3 protein-coding genes and 1 pseudogene are annotated in these 3,459 nt (G+C 66.5%); 2 read left to right on the top strand and 2 right to left on the bottom strand.

What is annotated here, in order from left to right:
• Positions 1-62 precede the first annotated feature (62 nt).
• Positions 63-1,217, bottom strand: coding sequence for a PP2C family protein-serine/threonine phosphatase (locus WA965_RS18445; RefSeq protein WP_526298487.1), 1,155 nt, complete (start codon positions 1,215-1,217; stop codon positions 63-65).
• A complete protein-coding gene (locus tag WA965_RS18440) occupies positions 1,214-2,014 on the bottom strand; it encodes an alpha/beta fold hydrolase (RefSeq protein ID WP_526298485.1) in 801 nt (266 codons plus the stop codon). The genes WA965_RS18445 and WA965_RS18440 overlap by 4 nt, the downstream gene beginning before the upstream one ends.
• Positions 2,015-2,140: 126 nt before the next feature.
• On the opposite strand from WA965_RS18440, the gene WA965_RS18435 reads away from it, so the two are divergent.
• Together WA965_RS18435 and WA965_RS18430 are read left to right on the top strand one after the other, a co-directional pair.
• Entirely contained in the window at positions 2,141-3,157 is a 1,017-nt protein-coding gene (locus WA965_RS18435; RefSeq protein ID WP_526298483.1) for an iron ABC transporter substrate-binding protein, read from the top strand.
• A pseudogene (locus WA965_RS18430) lies at positions 3,158-3,459 on the top strand (iron ABC transporter permease); the annotation flags it as partial.

Raw genomic sequence — 3,459 nt, 5'->3', positions numbered from 1 at the left:
GGAATTGCATTCCATCAGGACCTTTTCGAGAAGCACGCTGTTGGAATGCAATTCCGGCGAAGCTAGGCGGGGACTCCGAGCGCGAGCAGCGCGGTGTCATCCTGCACACCCTCGCCGAGGTCCCGCAGGAGGCCGTTCACGGCGTCGACGATCTCCTGCGCCGACGAGGGGGCGTGGGCCTGGGCGAAGCTCAACAACGCACCCTCGTCGTCGTAGCGCTCGCGGCCGATGCCGGTGCTGGCCTCGGTCAATCCGTCGGTGTAGAGCACCAACGTGTCCCCGGGGGCCAGATGCAATCTGTGCGCGACGAAGTGCGGCGTACTCGTGATCCCCACGGCCTGGCCACCGACCGTGTCCGCGTAATCGGCACTGCCGTCGGCACCCAGCACCAACGGTGGCGGATGCCCTCCGCTACCCAGCTCGATGTCGAAACCGTTGTCGCGCTTGGTCAGATTGCCGTAGATCACCGTGCACAGGCTGCTGCTGGTGATCCCCAGCTTCTGGGTGAGCACCGAATTGAGATTGTGCAGCACCCGTACAGGGTCGTGATCGGACACCGCCGCCGATCGCAGCACATACCTCGTCAGCCCGGTCATGACGGCGGCGTCGACACCTTTCCCGATGACGTCTCCGAGGAAGAACCCCCATGTGGAATCCGTCAACGGGAACAGGTCGTAGAAGTCGCCACCGATGTCCTCGACCGAGGCGGCGTAGTAGTAGTCGGCGGCATCGAGGCCGGGCGGCGGCGAGAGCACCGGCGGCAGCAACGAGCGGCGCAGCGTGTCAGCGAACACCCTGACGCGCGCCTGCTCGGCCTCGGCCAACCGGCGCTGTTCCAGAAGTGCCTGTTCATAGGCTCGGCGGTCGGTGGCGTCCAATGCGCTGATCCGGACGAGCTCGGGCCGGCCGTCCTCGCCGATCTTGACGTTGGCGGTCAGGAACATCGGAAGCCGGGTTCCCTGAGCGGTGACCAGATCGACGGTGACGCCCGCGAGCTCGCCCTTCATCCGCAGCAGCGGCCCGAAGTGGGTGTCGTAGTGAATGCGCCCACCGGGCGTCAACAGGTCACCGATCAGCTTGCCGCGCAACCCATCCGCCTCGTACCCCAGCCACCGGAGCAGGGTCGTGTTGGCCCGCAGGATTCGTCCGCCGGGGTCGGCGATGAGGTGGCCGCTGGGGGCGTACTCCCACAGATCCTCGATGTCCGCGTCGATCATGAGGTCCTGGCGAAGTCGGCGATGGCTTGCGCGGTCGGTACCGGGTCGCTCACGTGGGGGCAATGCCCGGTGGCGTCGAGGGTGATCAGTCGACTGCCGGGGATGTGATCGCTGACGAACTGCCCGACACCCTGCGGCGCGATCGCGTCCTGGGCGCACTCGATCACCAAGGTAGGCAGGGAGACCTGGGCGAGATCGCCACGATTGTCGGACAGGAAGGTCGCGCGCGCGAAGATCCGGGCGCACGCCGGGTCGGTTCGGCAGAACGCCGCTTCGAGCTTCCTGCTCAGGTCGGGACGGTCGGTGTTGCCCATGATCACCGGCGCGATCGCGTGCGACCAACCCAGGTAATTCATCTCCATCGACTCCAGCAACTCGTCGATGTCGGCGTGGGAGAAGCCGCCACGGTAGTCGCCGTCGTCGATGTAGCGAGGCGACGGCGTGAGCATGATCAACTTCGCGAAACGGGACGGGTCGGCGATGACCGCGAGCGCGCCCATCATCGCCGCGACGGAGTGCCCGACGTACACCGCATCACGCAGGTCGAGTTCACGCGCGATGTCGACGATGTCGTGGGCGTAACCCGACAGCGACGAGTATTTGTCGGCATCCCACGCGCTCGGGTCCGACGCTCCACAACCGACATGATCCAGGAGCACCAACTGGAACTCGGACTGGAGTAGATCCACGACCGGCCACCACAGATTCTGATCGCAACCGAACCCGTGCGCCAACATCAGCACGGGCGCCCCCGGCGTGCCGACGATCGTCACGTTGTTTCGGGCGCGCACATCCACCGGTCCAGCCTAGGACCCGCCCGGACGTCGCGGCGCAGAGTCCTCTCCATCGGTCACAGCAACCTCCAAGCAAGCCCGGGTATCTTCCTTAGGCCAACCTCACCTCACTCGAGGAAAGGACCCCGGATGCGCCTCCCCCGTGGCGGAGTCATACCGCTGCTGTTCACCATCGTGCTCGCGATCGGACTGACCGGATGTTCGTCGTCGAACGAGCCGGACGGGCTGCTGATCTACAACGCCCAGCACGAGTCCCTCACCAAGGAGTGGATCGATGCGTTCACCGCGGAGACCGGCATCGAGGTCACCTATCGGCAGGGTGGCGACACTGAGCTCGGCAACCAACTGATCGCCGAGGGCGCCTCCTCCCCCGCAGACGTCTTCCTGACCGAGAACTCTCCGGCGATGGCGGCGGTCGAGGAGGCCGGCCTTTTCACCGGCGTGGACCAGGCGACGATCGCACAGGTGCCGCCTCAGTTCCGACCGTCGACGGACAAGTGGACCGGGGTGGCGGCACGCACGACGGTGTTCGCGTACAACACCGAAAGGCTCAGCGAAGCGCAGCTTCCCGCGTCGATCATGGACCTGGAGCGCCCGGAGTGGAAGGGGCGCTGGGGCGCGCCCCCGGTCAAACCCGACTTCCAGGCCATCGTCGCGGCGATGTTGCAGCTGACCGGAGAACCGGCCACCGCGCAGTGGCTCGCGGGCATGAAATCCAATGCCGAGATCTTCTCCGACAACATCGCGACCTTGCGCGCGGTCAACGACGGCGAGGTCGACGGTGGCGTGATCTACCACTACTACTGGTTCCGCGACCAGGCCGAGACGAAAGAGATCAGCAACAACACTGCGCTGCACTACTTCCGCAACGAGGATCCGGGCGCTTTCGTGTCCATTTCGGGCGGCGGCATCCTGGAGTCGAGTGACAAGAAGGATGACGCGCAGAGGTTCCTGACCTTCGTCACCAGCAGGGCCGGCCAGGAGGTGCTCGAGAACGGCACCTCGTTCGAGTACCCGGTGGCCAGCGGGGTGCCCGCCAACAAAGCGCTGGTACCTCTGGACCAGTTGCAGGCCCCTGCGGTCAACCCGTCCGACCTCGACTCCCAGCAGGTGACCGATCTGATGACCAAGGCCGGCCTGCTCTAGGTGGTCACGACCGACCCCTCCCTCGAAGCCCCGCCGACCCCCGCACCGGGCAGTTCGCGCCCCGGGCCCGTCGTCAGTGCCGCGGTGGCGCTGCTGGTGGCGGCGACGTTCATCCCGATCGGCTATGTGCTCTGGTCCACGGCCGGCCTCGGACCCGACCGCGTCTACGCACTGCTGGCCCGGCCCCGCGTCGGTGAACTGCTGGTCAACACCGTCGGACTGGTGGTCGTGACGGTGCCGCTGTGCCTCGCGCTCGGCATCGGCGCCGCGTGGCTGGTCGAGCGCACCGACCTGCCCGGACG

Origin of the sequence: Mycobacterium sp. (assembly GCF_049683935.1) — a bacterium.
GTDB lineage: Bacteria > Actinomycetota > Actinomycetes > Mycobacteriales > Mycobacteriaceae > Mycobacterium.
The sequence above is the reverse complement of the archived record's forward strand: the minus strand, read 5'-3'. Positions and strand labels throughout refer to the sequence as shown.